At 56.0% G+C, this 266-nt stretch carries 1 rRNA gene (running past one end of the window); it reads left to right on the top strand.

Features of this window, described 5'->3' with window-relative positions:
* Positions 1–53 (top strand): 16S ribosomal RNA (locus tag ASG69_RS00020); its annotated part reaches 1,291 nt to the left of the window's first position; the annotation flags it as partial.
* Between the last annotated feature and the right edge of the window lie 213 nt (positions 54–266).

The following is a 266-nucleotide window of genomic DNA, read 5'->3' as shown; positions in this document are numbered from 1 at the left end:
TGAAGTCGTAACAAGGTAGCCGTAGGGGAACCTGCGGCTGGATCACCTCCTTTCTAAGGATGCTTCTTCAGTGATGTGCGTCGTGATGGCGTGCCGCTCCTCTTGAGGCGTCATTGGATACACGGGTTCAGTCAGAACCCACTTTGCGGAGCGAAAGCGCCGTCCTCGTTTCTCTTTCTCATTCCGGATAGCGTGATCGGTGCACCGTTCAGGTGATGTCCTCGATCCGTTTGGGCCTGTAGCTCAGGTGGTTAGAGCGCACCCCT

It is taken from the genome of Rhodococcus sp. Leaf225, from assembly GCF_001426145.1.
GTDB lineage: Bacteria > Actinomycetota > Actinomycetes > Mycobacteriales > Mycobacteriaceae > Rhodococcoides.
Note: the sequence above shows the minus strand (reverse complement) of the source record. Positions and strands in the feature narration are given on the sequence as shown.